The organism is Rhizobium lentis, from assembly GCF_014200175.1.
GTDB lineage: Bacteria > Pseudomonadota > Alphaproteobacteria > Rhizobiales > Rhizobiaceae > Rhizobium > Rhizobium mulingense.
Genome location: NZ_JACHBD010000006.1, coordinates 235,747 through 248,874, shown reverse-complemented (window position 1 = coordinate 248,874; position 13,128 = coordinate 235,747). Strand labels below are relative to the sequence as shown.

Here is a 13,128-nt window from a genome sequence, read left to right as displayed (position 1 = left end):
AAATGGCGCGCAAGAATCTCATCGAAATCTCCGCTCCGAGCCCGGCAAGGGTGGAATCGATTGCGCCACGCGACAATCGTCCGATCGCTGGCTTCGTGCCGCAGGAGCGTGTCGGCGCGCCGGTCGGCGGCATTACCAAGACGCTCGGCAACATCACCGAGAAAATGGAACGGGCGAGCGAGCTGGAACGGCAGCTTGCGGCGGGCCAGACGATCGTCGAGCTTGATCCCGGCCTGATCGAGGCCTCCTTCGTCAGCGACCGCCTGGCGATCGACGCGGCCGAGCTGGCCGAGCTTGTCGAGCAGATCCGCGAACATGGGCAGCAGGTTCCGATCCTGGTGCGTCCGCATCCCGAGACAAAGGGGCGCTATCAGGTTGCCTACGGCCATCGCCGCCTGGCAGCCGCCAAAGAGATCGGCATCCGCGTGCGTGCGGTGGTTCGCGATCTCACCGACGGCCAGCTGGTCGTCAGCCAGGGACAGGAAAACAGCGCCCGGACCAATCTTTCCTATATCGAGCGCGCGCTCTTCGCGTGGCGGCTCGAGGAACGCGGCTTCGGACGCGACACTATCATGGCCGCTCTCAGCGTGGATAAGGCGGCGCTGTCGAGAATGCTGATCGTCATGCGGCAGGTGCCCTTGGAGCTGATAAACGCCATTGGCGCTGCACCCGATATCGGTCGCCGGCGGTGGCTGGAGCTCGGAGAGTGGCTCGAAGGCGCCGATATCGGCAAGATCATCGCCGAGTTGTCCGCGGACGACGCGCGCAAAATTTCGAGCGACGAGCGGTTTCACCAGGCATTCGCTTTGGCGACGAAGAAGACCGCGGCGCCAAGGCCGGCGGCGGTCAAATCCGAAGTCAGCGGCGTGCCTGTGATGATCAAGAAGACAGCATCCGGCGCTACTTTCGTCTTCGACGGCAAGATCGCGCCCGGTTTCGATCAATTCGTCCAGGAAAGGCTGCAAGGCCTGTTCCAGGAGTTCAAAAAGCACAGAGGAGCGTAGCGCGCAAAAGAAAAAGGCCCCCAACGACGCCGTCGTGGAAGCCCTTCTCAGATCTTAAGCACATCGAGAATCGCATTTCCACGAATCACAGTCAAGCGTCTTAGGCACCAAATTGGTGGATGGTTTTCTTTTGCCTGAACGAAGGTGAAGGCAAATGGAGAGTGGATATGTGACGACGCCCTTTGGGCGGCGGCCGATGTCGCTTGGCATGCTGGCAAGCCAGCAGTTGGCCGAGACGATCGAGCCGGGGATGAAGCGCAGCAAGTGGAAGCTGTTTCGGGCGATCTGCGAGGCGCGGCCGGCGCTCGGCGTGACCGATCGGGCGCTGACGGTGCTCGATGCGCTGCTGACCTTCTATCCCGACGATGAAATTTCCGAGGAGAAAGGCCTGATCGTCTTTCCCTCGAATGCCCAGCTTTCGCTGCGCGCCCGCGGCATGACGCCGGCGACGCTGCGACGTCACCTCGCCGTCTTGGTCGAGGCCGGCCTGATCCTGCGTAAGGACAGCCCGAATGGAAAGCGCTACGCCCGCCGCGACAGGGCAGGGGCGATCGGCGAGGCCTTCGGTTTCAGTGTCGCGCCGCTTCTCGCCCGCGCAGTCGAAATTGAAAGCCTCGCGGCCCAGGCGATCGCCGACCGGGAGCTGCTCCGGGCGACGAGAGAACGCTTGACGATCTGCCGGCGCGATATCTCCAAGCTGATTTCGGCGGCCATCGACGAAGCGGTACCCGGCGACTGGGAGCAGATGACGATGATGTTTCGCGATCTTGTCGCCAGAATTCCGCGGGTGGCCGGCATCGAAGAGCTGGCCGCATTGCTCGACGAGATGGAGCTGCTGCGCGACGAAGCCGTCAACCTTCTGGAAAGGCACATTAAAAGAGAAAAAATAGACGCCAATGAGTCTCAAATTGAGCGTCACAAACAGAATTCAAACCCCGACTCCGTTTATGAACTTGAACCAAGCTTCGACACGAAGCAGGGCGAAAAGGCAGTGACAACCAATGACGGGATGGCCGAGCCGTCAGATGAGCAAAGGCTGAAACCGCCGAGGCCTTACGCCCGAGCGGGTGGCAGGATGCCGGGTGCAGCCAATCCTGTCGCCGGCCACAGCCTGCAATCCTTCCCGCTCGGCCTTGTCCTGCAGGCCTGCCCCGCCATTCTTGACTACGGTCCCGGCGGAACCATCGGAAATTGGCGCGACCTGATGTCGGCCGCCGTCGTCGTGCGCTCAATGCTCGGCGTCAGCCCCTCGGCTTATGAGGAAGCCTGCGCCGGCATGGGGCCGGAGAATGCCGCCACGGTGATCGCCTGCATCCTGGAACGGGGAGGCCACATCAACTCGCCCGGCGGTTATCTCCGCGATCTCACCCGCAGGACCGAGAGAGGTGAATTTGCGATCGGCCCGATGCTGATGGCGCTCTTCAGGGCCAATGGCGGGGTAAGGCGAAATGCCGGCTAATGGACTTCGGCGACAACGCAGTCGGTTGGCCCGTCCGGCAACCCTTACTCTAATTGCCGGCTTGTTCGCGGATCTGGTGCGAGAGGTGCCGCGCGCGTTGCCATCTCCCGCCGAAGCGGGTTCCGCATCTGTCAGCGCGGGGCCGCAGTGCTTTCTCGCAGGATCAGCTCGACCGGCCATAATTCGTGGATCTCGTCGGCGGCGCGCCCCGCAATAAGCTGCAGCGTCAGCTCGGCGCAACGTGTGCCCGCAGCACGCATGGAAGATCGCGTTGTCGAGAGTGACGGCACCATATTTTCGGCCGTCAGATAAGGGAAGACGTCGTCATGGGCGATGACGGAGACGTCCCGCCCGACCGTCATCCCAAGCGAGCGGATGGCGCGGTAAACGCCGAGCGCCGTCATCGTGGAACCGGCGACGATGGCGGTCGGCGCGTTCGCTCTCTCAAGGAAGGAGCGGGCATGGCGAAAGCCGCTCTCGTCGGAGAATTTATCGCAGACCATCATGTTGGGATCGGCGATGAGCCCGCGCTCCTGATGGGCAATCCGAAAACCCTGTTCGCGGTGGATCGAATAGGTTTTGCCCCTGAGGCCGTTGATCATGGCGATGCGGCGGTGCCCGAGATCGAGCAGGTGTTCGGTGGACCTGCGCACGGCACCTTCATTATCGATGTCGAGCCAGGCATGAACGTGCTCGGTCTCCGAGCGGCCGTGAACCAGGAAAGGCACGCCGAGGCTGTTCAGCATCTCGATTCGAGGATCCTGGGGGCGTGGCGAATGAATGATCACTGCATCCACCCGGCGGCTTTCGACCAGGCGTCGATAGGCCTGGATCTCGTCGTCATCATTGTGTGCGGTGATGGGTGTGATGAGAATATCCGTATCGGCCGTTTCCAGGCGCTGCGCCATTCCCGACACGAATTCAGCGAAATGAATTTCTCCCGAACGTCCCATCATCACGCCTATCGCTCCGGCTCGTCCGGTCTTCAGGCGCACGGCATTGATGTCGGGACGATAGCCGAGCCGCATTGCTTCGCTTGCAACCCGGGCGCGCGTGGCTTCGCTCACCTCCGGGTAGCCGCTGAGCGCACGGCTGACCGTCGTCGGAGAAAGCCCAAGCTGCTTTGCGAATTCACGAAGTTTCATCGGTGTCTTCTTTATCTGGGCAATCAATGGACGATGTGTTGGCGGTACGCAACGGGCAAATACCCAATTCACGTATGATTGAAATCGATTTCAAATTTGGCAGTTAAAGGCATCGCGTGCAAAGGCCATAAGTTTCCTTTTGAAGTGTATATGGTGTTAAAAGTTGCGCAATCTGCAACTGAAAAGTGTCCAATTGGCGTATTGACGCGGCCAAGGCCTTCTGCAATGTTCTGCGAGCCAAATCGATTTCAATTTCTGGGAGGAGATCATGAAACAGTTTGCATTAGGTGTTTCCGCGCTCGCAGTCGCCATCGCAGTCGCCGGCCCGATCCGTGCCGCCGAGATTTCGTTTGCCGCCAACACGACGGGGAAAAACGTCGAATTCCTCAACAAGCAACTCGCAATTTTCGAGAAGGAGACCGGCAATCAGGTCAAGCTCGTAACGATGCCGTCCTCGAGCAGCGAGCAGTTCTCTCAATATCGCCTGTGGCTCGCCGCTGGAAACAAGGACATCGACGTCTATCAGACCGACGTCATCTGGGCGCCGCAGCTTGCCGATCAGTTCATCGATCTCAAGGAGGCCACCAAGGATGTGGCCGGCCAGTTTTTCCCGTCGATCATTGCCTCGCAGACGGTCAATGGCCGGCTGGTGGCGCTGCCGTTGTTTACCGACGCGCCGGCGCTGTTTTACCGAAAGGACCTGCTGGAGAAATACGGGAAGCAGCCGCCGAAGACCTGGGACGAGATGGCCGCAACCGCCAAAGAGGTTCAGGACAAGGAACGCCAGGCCGGACAGAAGGACATCTGGGGCTACGTCTTCCAGGGCAATTCCTATGAAGGGCTGACCTGCAACGCGCTGGAATGGGTGAAGTCGTCGGGCGGCGGCCAGATCGTCGAGCCGGACGGGACGATCTCGATCAACAACGAGAAGGCGGCAGCAGCGCTTGACCGCGCCAAGAGCTGGATCGGCACGATCTCACCGCCCGGCGTGCTCGCCTATCAGGAAGAGGAATCGCGCGGCGTCTGGCAGACCGGCAACGCCGTCTTCATGCGCAATTGGCCCTATGCCTATTCCCTCGGCAATGGCGCCGACAGCGCCGTGAGGGGCAAGTTCGACGTCATGACACTGCCGGTCGCGGCCGCCGGCGACAAGCCGTCCTCGACGCTTGGCGGCTGGAACCTTGCGGTTTCGAAATATTCCGAAAAGCAGGACGCGGCCATCGCGCTCGTAAAATTCATGGCATCGAAAGAGGTTCAGAAGGCGCGTGCCGTCGAGCTGTCCAATTTGCCGACATTGACCGACCTTTATGATGACAAGGATGTTGCCGCCGCACAGCCCTTCATGCCGAACTGGAAACCGATCTTCCAGGACGCGGTGCCGCGTCCTTCGGCGACGGCCAAGGTGAAGTACAACGAGGTGTCTTCGAAGTTCTGGACGGCCGTGCACAACACGCTGTCCGGCAGCGGCTCGGCCGCCGAGAACCTCGAGCTTCTCGAAGCCGACCTGACCACCCTCAAGGGCGACGCCTGGTGAGATTCCGGCCGGCGGCTGTGAAGTCGCCGGCCCGGTTTCGGACGAGCCAACGGGGGAGAGGCGTTTCATGACTGAAATCGTAGTTCCGCAAGCAGTTGCACCAAGGGTTTCCACTCTCAGAGCCTCTACCGAGCTGCGATCCGAGCGCATTCGATCGGCTTGGCTGTTTCTGGCGCCGACGCTGCTGATCCTGGCGATCGTCGCCGGCTGGCCGCTGTTCAGAACGATCTATTTCAGCTTCACGAATGCATCGCTCAACGATCTCGGCAACGCTCGCTTCGTCGGCTTTGACAATTATCTATCGTGGGTGACGCTGAAGAGCGGAAAGACCGTCTATCGCGGGCTGCTGGCCGATCCGGTGTGGTGGAAAGCCGTGTGGAACACGGCCAAGTTCACCGTGCTTTCGGTTACGATCGAGACCGTGCTCGGATTGATCGTCGCGCTGGTGCTAAACGCACGGTTCGTCGGGCGCGGCATTGTTCGAGCCGCAATCCTCATTCCCTGGGCGATCCCAACGATCGTCTCGGCCAAAATGTGGGCCTGGATGCTCAATGACCAGTTCGGCATTCTGAACGACATCCTGCTCGGCTTCGGCCTTATCACCGAGAAGATCGCCTGGACCGCCAATCCTGAGACAGCGATGGTCGCGGTGCTGATCGTCGACGTCTGGAAGACGACGCCCTTCATGGCGCTTCTGATCCTTGCCGGACTGCAGATGGTTCCGGGCGATATCTACGAGGCCGCCAAGATCGACGGCGTCAATCCAATCAAGGTTTTCTGGCGCCTGACTCTGCCGCTGATCCGCCCCGCCATCATGGTTGCCGTGATCTTCCGGATGCTGGACGCGATGCGCATCTTCGATCTGATCTATGTGCTGACGCCGAACAATGCTCAGACGAAGACCATGTCCGTCATGGCGCGCGAGAACCTGTTCGACTTCGACAAGTTCGCCTACGGCGCGACCGCCTCGACGGTGCTTTTCCTGATCATTGCCTCCGTCACCATCCTTTATATCTGGCTCGGCCGCGTCAGGCTCGGCGGGGAGGAACGCTGATGCTGCTGTCGATCACCAAGAATACGCTCTTCTACCTGCTCGTCACGATCATCGTCGTCATTGCGGTCTTTCCGTTTTACTATGCGATCCTCACGAGCCTGAAGACTGGCACGGCCCTTTTCCAGGTCGATTACTGGCCGACCTCGATCTCGTTCGGCAACTATACCTCCGTGATGGGTCAGGGCGGTTTCGTCCGTAGCCTCGCGAATTCCGCAATGATCGCCTGTGTCGTGGTTTCAGCGTCGCTGTTGCTTTCGATCACCGCGTCCTTCGCTCTGGCTCGGGTGCATTTCCGCGGGCGGGCGCTGTTGATGCTGACCATCCTCTCAGTGTCGATGTTTCCCCAGATTGCCGTCCTTGCCGGCCTCTTCGAGCTCATTCGCTGGATCGGCATCTTCAATACGCCCTTCGCGCTGATTTTTTCCTACATGATCTTCACGCTTCCGTTCACCGTCTGGGTGCTGACGACCTTCATGCGTGAATTACCGATCGAGATCGAGGAGGCGGCGATCGTCGATGGCGCCTCGCCATGGGTCATCGTCACCCAGGTTTTCATGCCGCTGATGTGGCCGGCACTGGTGACAACAGGGCTGCTCGCCTTCATTACCGCGTGGAACGAGTTCCTTTTTGCGCTGACCTTCACGTCGTCGGATACACAGCGTACCGTCCCGGTCGCCATCGCCCTGCTTTCGGGCAACAGCGAATTCGAGATCCCCTGGGGCAACATCATGGCGGCGTCGGTGATCGTCACCGTGCCGGTTGTGGTGCTTGTTTTGATATTCCAGCGCCGGATCATTTCCGGGCTGACCGCCGGCGGCGTCAAGGGTTGAGGGAGTAAGACATGGCAGAGATCCAACTGGAAAATATCCGCAAGAGCTTCGGCGCCTTCGAGGTCATCAAGGGCGTAACGATGGACATCCGCCGCGGCGAGTTCATGGTGTTCGTGGGGCCGTCGGGATGCGGCAAGTCCACGCTGCTCCGGCTTATCTCCGGCCTCGAGGACATCACCTCAGGGACGCTTTCCTTCGATAGCGAGACGGTGAACCGCCACGCGCCGTCGAAGCGAGGGATCGCCATGGTGTTCCAGTCATACGCGCTCTACCCGCATATGACGGTGTTCGACAATATGGCTTTCGGCATGAAGCTTTCCGGGAGCAACAGAGATGAATGCCGCGAGCGCGTGGAGCAGGCGGCCGGCATGCTGCAGCTCTCAGCCTACTTGGACCGCCTACCGCGACAGCTTTCCGGTGGCCAGCGTCAGCGCGTCGCGATCGGCCGGGCGATCGTCCGCAATCCGAAAGTCTTTCTCTTTGACGAGCCGCTGTCCAACCTCGATGCGGCGCTGCGAGTCGCGACGAGGCTGGAAATCGCCAAGCTTCATCGCAGCATGCACAATACGACGATGATTTATGTGACGCATGATCAGGTCGAGGCCATGACGCTCGCCGATCGGATTTGCGTGTTGAGGGACGGCGTCATCGAGCAGATCGGCACGCCGCTGGAGCTTTACGAAAGCCCGAATTCGCTCTTCGTGGCCGGCTTCATCGGCTCGCCGAAAATGAACTTTCTGTCGGGCGAACTGGCCCAGCCCTATGGCAGCCATACGATAGGAGTGCGCGCCGAGCATATTCGTATCACGGCCGAGTCGCCGGTTTGGAGCGGCACTGTCGTCCACTCGGAAATCCTTGGCTCCGATAGCTTCGTCTATGTGGACATCGGAACGGACGAGCCGCTCATCGTGCGGGAGGCCGGGGTTTCCCGCCACGAGCCGGGCCAGACGCTTGGCCTTGCCCCGCTTGGCGGCCACGTCCACCGCTTCGATCGTTCGGGCCGGGCGCTCGAGCGTCAATCCATGCAGGCTGCCTGACCTTCCCAGGATCGATGTTCCTCCCAAGACTCGATCCGTTTTATGACAAGGAGAGAATGACATGACCATTCGCACCATTGTGTGGGGTGAAAATATTCACGAGACCACCAATGAGATCGTTCGCGGCATCTATCCCGAGGGCATGCATACGACGATCGCCAATGCGCTGAATGCCGATCCCGCCATCTCGGCGACGACGGCGACGCTGCAGGAACCGGAACATGGCCTCAGCGAAGCCCGGCTTGCCGAAACCGATGTGCTGACCTGGTGGGGCCACAAGGATCACGGTGCGGTCTCCGACGTCGTCGTCGAACGCGTCGCCAAGCGCGTCTGGGAGGGCATGGGCCTGCTGGTGCTGCATTCCGGCCATTTCTCGAAGATATTCAAGCGGCTGATGGGCACGCCCTGTGCACTGAAATGGCGCGAGGCGGGCGAGCGCGAGCGGCTGTGGACGATCAATCCGCGCCATCCGATCGCCGCCGGCATCGGCGAGCATTTCGAGCTGGAGAACGAGGAAATGTACGGCGAGCAGTTCTCGGTGCCGGAGCCGCTGGAAACGGTGTTCATCTCCTGGTTCCAGGGCGGCGAGGTGTTCCGCTCGGGCCTGACCTGGCGCCGCGGCGCCGGCAACATCTTCTATTTCCGCCCCGGCCACGAGACCTATCCGACCTATCACGACGCCACCGTCCAGACGGTGCTGATCAACGGCGTCAAGTGGGCCTATAACCCTGAAGCGGCGTTGACCGGCATTACTGATGCTCCAAATGTGCCGGTAGAAAAGGCGCTGGAGCCGATCGTCGAACGCGGCCCGAGACTGCACCAGGCCGGCGAAGCCGGTTACCGATAACAGATGAGATGCCGTGGGCAGGGGCCGTTTGGCCCCGCAAGACGCCGTGATGATCGCGCGGCCGCTCACGCTTTGATGGATAACGATGAGGACAAAAGAATGCGCTTGATCATTCTCGGTACCGGAGGATGGGCAAATACCCATGCCATGCATTTTTCGGAAATCGCCGGCGTCAAAATTGTTGCCGCTGTCGATACGGATGAGGTTCGGCTGCGGGCCTTCGCGCTCAGGCATACTATCCCGCTGACGTTCACGTCGCTCGATGACGCCCTTGCCTGGGGAGAATTTGACGCCGTCACCAATGTCACGCCGGATCGCGCGCACTATTCCACGACGATGAAGTTACTCGCCGCGGGCAAGCATGTCCTCTGCGAGAAGCCGCTGGCGGTCAACTACCGCGAAGCCAAGGAAATGGCCGATGCCGCCGCGGCATCCGGCAAGGTCACGATGGTCAACCTTACCTATCGGAACGTGGCGCCGTTGCAGGCAGCGCGCAAGATGGTGCTGGACGGCCGCCTCGGCGCCATCCGTCACTTCGAAGCATCCTATCTGCAGAGCTGGCTAGTCTCGAAGGCCTGGGGCGACTGGACCAAGGAGTCGCAATGGCTTTGGCGGCTGTCGACGAAGCACGGCTCCAATGGCGTGCTGGGCGACGTCGGTATCCACATTCTCGACTTCGCGGTCTTTGCCGCCGGAAGCGACGTCAAGGCGGCGGCATCGCATCTCAAGGTGTTCGACAAGAGTCCCGGGAACCGGATCGGCGAGTATGAGCTCGATGCCAATGACAGTTTTCTGATGATGGCAGAGCTCGAAAACGGTGCGGCCGGCGTCATTCATGCGACGCGCTGGGCAACCGGCCATCTGAACGAATTGCGCCTGCGCCTGCATGGAGACAAGGGCGCGCTGGAGGTGGTGCATACGCCTGAAGGTTCGACCCTCAGGGTCTGCGAAGGCGCCGATGCCGACAAGGCAATCTGGCGCAAGATCGAGGTCGAACCGGTTATCACCAATTTCCAGCGATTTGCAAAAGCGGTGCAAAAAGGGCAGCCGGATGAGCCGGGTTTTGCCCACGCGGCCAAGCTGCAATTCGTACTCGATCACGCCGTGAAGACGGCGGGCGCCCTGACCGAAGTTTCGGCTTGAGGCGCCGGCTGCATGTTCTCATCCGAGCTGCCGGTGAAGACGAGGGTTCTCAGATTTTCCGGTTCAGCTCGTCTTCGCTGATGCCGAAATGTTCGAGGATGATACCGACGTTGCGGCGATGCGATTTGAAATAGACGTCGAAGAGATCACCGACCAGCGGAACCGTCCCGCCGGCCGCATCGATGCCGAGATTGACGGCCATGCGTGCGAGCTTGTGGTTGGGAACGCCGAGACGCCGGGCCTCATTGAGGATGTAAAGGCCGATGAGCGACGTGGCAACGTCGCCGATGCCGGGGAGGAGGCCGAGCACCGAATCGGCGCCGATCCGTACGCCGATGAAAGGCAGTCGGACTGCGGTGTCCATCAGCCGTGCAATGCCCACAGCACGACGAATCTTTTCGAGTTCAGCAGCGGTGAGGTATGTCGCCTTGGCAGCCGGCATCAGAGACCTTCTGGCGTGACCGGCGGTTTCGCTTCCTTCAAGGCCGCGGAGACGCGCCAGATCGCCTGGTTCAACGAATGGCCGATGTGATCGCGACGATTGTTCATGGGCGTATAACGGCGACGCGCCGATAAGGTTCGCCAGCGGCACGATCGAAATCTCGCCTTATCCTGGGTCCGGCACCACGACCAATTTGCCCACGAAATTCTTCGCCATGAACTCGGTCTGGGCGCGATGGAATTCAGACAGCGGATAGACACCGCCGACGAGAGGCCGGATCTTCCGGCTTTCGATGTAGCCGACCAGCCGGCGGAAGTCGGCGCGGCTTCCCTGGCTCGATCCATGCAGTTCCAGCTGCTTCAGATACATGGTCCTCAGGTCGAGCTGGACGACGGGCCCGGCGATCGCGCCGGCCGTCGTGTAACGGCCCTCGGGATGCAGGATCTTCAGGAGATCGTTGAACAGCGGCCCGCCGACGAGGTCGGCGACGACATCGATCGGTTGTCCGCAGCTGGCGGAATGGACGGCTTCGACCAGATCGCCCTTGCCGCGGGTCACCACAGCTTCGGCGCCGATCTCGAGCATCGCCGCCTCCTTGCCGGGACCGGCGACGGCGATCGGGATGGCGCCGCGGGCGCGCGCAAGCTGGATGATCGCCGAGCCGACGCCGCCCGAGGCGCCGGTGACGAGGACGCGTTCGCCGGCGGCAAGCCGCGCCCGCTCCAGCATGCGCTCGCCGGTCAGATAGGCGCAGCAGAAGGTGGCAAGCTCGACATCGGTCAGATCGGTTGAAACGACATGGGCGTTTTCGGCCGGCAGCACCATATATTCGGCGTAGCCGCCGTCACGGCCATGACCCATGTAATCGATGTCGGCGAGGCTATCGTCGTCGCGATTATAGATCGAGAAGTCGACCATGACGCGCTCGCCGATGCGGACGGGATCGACGCCAGCGCCGACGCTGACGATATGGCCGACCGTATCGGTGCCCTGAATGCGTGGAAATGTCAGCGTATTGCCCTGCCTGCGCCAGGTCGAGATTGCGGAGGGGTCGTCCTCGGTGCCATAGGCGCCCTCACGGACCCAAACGTCGGTATTGTTCATGCCGCAGGCGGTGACGCGGATCAGCACCTCGCCCTCCGCCGGCGCCGGCACGGGCACGTTTCGGTCGTAGACGAGCTTCTCCAATCCGCCATGGCCGGTGAGCAAAACGGCTGCCATCTTTTCCGGGATCGTCATGCGGCTTCTCCTCAGATGTTCTTGAAGGCGCTTTCGATCGCGTCCGCTGTCGCCTTGACGACAATGTCCGCCTCCTGACGCGTTAGGCAGAGCGGCGGCGCAAAGCCGAGGATGTCGCCCTGTGGCATGGCGCGGCCGATGACGCCGCGTTCGAGAAGGGCAGAGGCGACCTGCGGGCCGATCTTGCGGCCGGGATCGAAAAATATCCGATCATCCCTGTCCTCGACGAACTCGACCGCAGCCATCAGGCCGTCGCCCCGGACGTCGCCAACGTTGCGATGGCCGCCCACCGCCTTCTCCAGTTCCGAGCGGAAATAGGCGCCGGTCGTGCCGGCATTTTCGACGATCTCCATTTCGTCGATCAGTTCGAGGTTGGCGATGCCGGCGGCGGCGCAGATCGGATGGGCGGAATAGGTCCAGCCGTGGCCGATCGCTCCCAATTCATCGGAACCCTGCACCAGCACCTGCCACATCTTGCTCGAAACGATGCTGCCGGAAAGCGGGGCATAGGCGGAGGTCAGGCCCTTGGCGATGGTGATCAGGTCCGGCTTCATGCCGTAGTGATCCGAACCGAACATCGTGCCGAGACGACCGAAGCCAGTGACGACCTCGTCGGCGACGAGCAGGATGTCGTATTTGTCGAGCACGGCCTGGATCTTCTGCCAATAACCTTGCGGCGGCGGTACGATGCCGCCGGTGCCGAGGATCGGTTCGCCGATGAAGGCAGCGATGGTCTCGGGGCCTTCGGCGAGGATCATCTCCTCCAGTCTGTCGGCGCAATATTGCGAGAACTGCTCCTCATCCATCGACCGGTCGGGGCGGCGGAAATAATAGGGCGCCTCGGTATGAAGAATAGGCGCGCGCGGCAGGTCGAAGGCATTGTGGAAGAGTGCAAGACCGGTGAGGCTGCCGGTCATGACGCCGGAGCCGTGATAACCACGCCAGCGCGAGATGATCTTCTTCTTGTCGGGGCGGCCGAGGATGTTGTTGTAGTACCAGATGAGCTTGATGTTGGTCTCGTTGGCGTCCGAGCCCGAGAGGCCGAAATAGACACGGCTCATGCCGGCGGGCGCGCGGTCGATGATCATCTTCGACAGCGTAATCGAGGCTTCCGTACCGTGGCCGACATAGGCGTGATAATAGGCGAGGTTCTTCGCCTGTTCGGCGATCGCGTCAGTGATCTTCTGGCGGCCGTAGCCGACATTGACGCAATAGAGCCCGGCAAAGGCATCGAGGCTTTTGCGGCCGCTCGTATCGGTGATGTAGACGCCTTCCCCTTCGGCGACGACACGCGTCGGCGTCTCGCCGCGCGCGTGCATGCCCATATGGGTGGAGGGGTGAAAGAAGTGATCGCGGTCCCAGGCGGTGAGTTCGTTGCTTTTGTCGAGCATGTC

The 13,128-nt window shown here is 61.2% G+C and carries 12 protein-coding genes; 8 read left to right on the top strand and 4 right to left on the bottom strand.

Translation table 11 applies throughout. The features are described 5' to 3' along the window. Nucleotides 1-2 precede the first annotated feature (2 nt). Together repB and repC are read left to right on the top strand one after the other, a co-directional pair. A complete protein-coding gene (gene repB, locus GGI60_RS16325; protein WP_183934665.1) occupies nt 3-1,004 on the top strand; it encodes a plasmid partitioning protein RepB in 1,002 nt (333 codons plus the stop codon). 154 nt (nt 1,005-1,158) lie between these two features. After that, a complete protein-coding gene (gene repC / locus GGI60_RS16320) occupies nt 1,159-2,463 on the top strand; it encodes a plasmid replication protein RepC (RefSeq protein ID WP_183934664.1) in 1,305 nt (434 codons plus the stop codon). 131 nt (nt 2,464-2,594) lie between these two features. Here repC and GGI60_RS16315 read toward each other — a convergent pair whose 3' ends face one another. Further along, nucleotides 2,595-3,608 (bottom strand): substrate-binding domain-containing protein, encoded by a 1,014-nt coding sequence (locus GGI60_RS16315; RefSeq protein WP_183934663.1) that lies wholly within the window; start codon nt 3,606-3,608, stop codon nt 2,595-2,597. Between the two features lie 268 nt (nt 3,609-3,876). Here GGI60_RS16315 and GGI60_RS16310 point away from each other — a divergent pair, with 268 nt between their 5' ends. The 6 genes from GGI60_RS16310 to GGI60_RS16285 all read left to right on the top strand — a co-directional run bounded on the left by GGI60_RS16310 (nt 3,877) and on the right by GGI60_RS16285 (nt 10,053). Beyond that, on the top strand, nt 3,877-5,142 hold the full coding sequence (locus GGI60_RS16310) for an ABC transporter substrate-binding protein (protein WP_183934662.1): 1,266 nt from the start codon (nt 3,877-3,879) through the stop codon (nt 5,140-5,142). Between the two features lie 67 nt (nt 5,143-5,209). Further along, on the top strand, nt 5,210-6,196 hold the full coding sequence (locus GGI60_RS16305; RefSeq protein ID WP_183934661.1) for a carbohydrate ABC transporter permease: 987 nt from the start codon (nt 5,210-5,212) through the stop codon (nt 6,194-6,196). Continuing rightward, entirely contained in the window at nt 6,196-7,026 is an 831-nt protein-coding gene (locus tag GGI60_RS16300) for a carbohydrate ABC transporter permease (protein WP_088935944.1), read from the top strand. The genes GGI60_RS16305 and GGI60_RS16300 overlap by 1 nt, the downstream gene beginning before the upstream one ends. Before the next feature lie 11 nt (nt 7,027-7,037). Further along, the gene (locus GGI60_RS16295) at nt 7,038-8,063 is read left to right on the top strand and encodes an ABC transporter ATP-binding protein (RefSeq protein WP_183934660.1); all 1,026 of its coding nucleotides are present in this window, start codon (nt 7,038-7,040) and stop codon (nt 8,061-8,063) included. A 61-nt stretch (nt 8,064-8,124) separates the two neighbouring features. After that, a complete protein-coding gene (locus GGI60_RS16290) occupies nt 8,125-8,910 on the top strand; it encodes a ThuA domain-containing protein (RefSeq protein WP_183934659.1) in 786 nt (261 codons plus the stop codon). Nucleotides 8,911-9,009: 99 nt separating this feature from the next. After that, the gene (locus GGI60_RS16285) at nt 9,010-10,053 is read left to right on the top strand and encodes a Gfo/Idh/MocA family protein (RefSeq protein ID WP_183934658.1); all 1,044 of its coding nucleotides are present in this window, start codon (nt 9,010-9,012) and stop codon (nt 10,051-10,053) included. 49 nt (nt 10,054-10,102) lie between these two features. Here the strand turns inward: GGI60_RS16285 and GGI60_RS16280 are convergent, their stop codons facing one another. From GGI60_RS16280 to GGI60_RS16270, 3 genes are all read right to left on the bottom strand, one after another. Then, on the bottom strand, nt 10,103-10,495 hold the full coding sequence (locus tag GGI60_RS16280) for a DUF4112 domain-containing protein (protein ID WP_183934657.1): 393 nt from the start codon (nt 10,493-10,495) through the stop codon (nt 10,103-10,105). 165 nt (nt 10,496-10,660) lie between these two features. Then, a complete protein-coding gene (locus GGI60_RS16275; protein WP_183934656.1) occupies nt 10,661-11,734 on the bottom strand; it encodes an alcohol dehydrogenase family protein in 1,074 nt (357 codons plus the stop codon). Between the two features lie 11 nt (nt 11,735-11,745). Further along, nucleotides 11,746-13,125: an aspartate aminotransferase family protein gene (locus tag GGI60_RS16270; RefSeq protein WP_183934655.1), complete on the bottom strand. Its 1,380-nt coding sequence runs from the start codon at nt 13,123-13,125 to the stop codon at nt 11,746-11,748. Nucleotides 13,126-13,128 lie beyond the last annotated feature (3 nt).

Excerpts from the sequence above, each read along its gene's own strand:
- repB (WP_183934665.1), top strand. The coding sequence starts at position 3 with ATGGCGCGCAAGAATCTCATCGAAATCTCCGCTCCGAGCCCGGCAAGG.
- repC (WP_183934664.1), top strand. The coding sequence starts at position 1,159 with ATGGAGAGTGGATATGTGACGACGCCCTTTGGGCGGCGGCCGATGTCG.
- GGI60_RS16315 (WP_183934663.1), bottom strand. The coding sequence starts at position 3,608 with ATGAAACTTCGTGAATTCGCAAAGCAGCTTGGGCTTTCTCCGACGACG.
- GGI60_RS16310 (WP_183934662.1), top strand. The coding sequence starts at position 3,877 with ATGAAACAGTTTGCATTAGGTGTTTCCGCGCTCGCAGTCGCCATCGCA.
- GGI60_RS16305 (WP_183934661.1), top strand. The coding sequence starts at position 5,210 with ATGACTGAAATCGTAGTTCCGCAAGCAGTTGCACCAAGGGTTTCCACT.
- GGI60_RS16300 (WP_088935944.1), top strand. The coding sequence starts at position 6,196 with ATGCTGCTGTCGATCACCAAGAATACGCTCTTCTACCTGCTCGTCACG.
- GGI60_RS16295 (WP_183934660.1), top strand. The coding sequence starts at position 7,038 with ATGGCAGAGATCCAACTGGAAAATATCCGCAAGAGCTTCGGCGCCTTC.
- GGI60_RS16290 (WP_183934659.1), top strand. The coding sequence starts at position 8,125 with ATGACCATTCGCACCATTGTGTGGGGTGAAAATATTCACGAGACCACC.
- GGI60_RS16285 (WP_183934658.1), top strand. The coding sequence starts at position 9,010 with ATGCGCTTGATCATTCTCGGTACCGGAGGATGGGCAAATACCCATGCC.
- GGI60_RS16280 (WP_183934657.1), bottom strand. The coding sequence starts at position 10,495 with ATGCCGGCTGCCAAGGCGACATACCTCACCGCTGCTGAACTCGAAAAG.
- GGI60_RS16275 (WP_183934656.1), bottom strand. The coding sequence starts at position 11,734 with ATGACGATCCCGGAAAAGATGGCAGCCGTTTTGCTCACCGGCCATGGC.
- GGI60_RS16270 (WP_183934655.1), bottom strand. The coding sequence starts at position 13,125 with ATGCTCGACAAAAGCAACGAACTCACCGCCTGGGACCGCGATCACTTC.